1 pseudogene is annotated in these 413 nt (G+C 68.0%); it reads right to left on the reverse strand.

The window, feature by feature from the left end:
• A pseudogene (locus ACWTU8_RS33035) lies at positions 1-413 on the reverse strand (amino acid permease); the annotation flags it as partial.

A 413-nucleotide genomic window follows, 5' to 3' on the forward strand; every position in this document is an offset into this window, starting at 1 on the left:
GATGGCGATGGCGATAAAGCTCCACACCCACCAGGGCAGGTTGATGCCCCAACCGGCGAACAGGCCGGAGCTGGCGGCGCCGAGCAGCCCCATGACGCCGATCTGCATGACATTGTAGGACAGGATGGCAATCAGCGCGGTGGCGCCGCCGGCGAGACCGCCGAGGCCGCGCGCGGCATAGGCGTAGAAGGCGCCGGCGTTGCCGACATGGCGCGACATGGCGACATAGCCGACCGCGAACAGAAGCAGCAGCACCGTCACGATCAGGTAGGTGCCGGCAAAGCCGGCGCCATTGCCCATCAGCATGCCGAGCGGGGTGCCGCCGGCGACCGCCGTAAGGGGTGCGGCCGCCGAGATCACCATGAAGGTGATGGCGCCGACGCCAAGACTGTTCTTGCGCAGCCTGTTGGCCG

It is taken from the genome of Mesorhizobium sp. BHbdii (assembly GCF_053848045.1).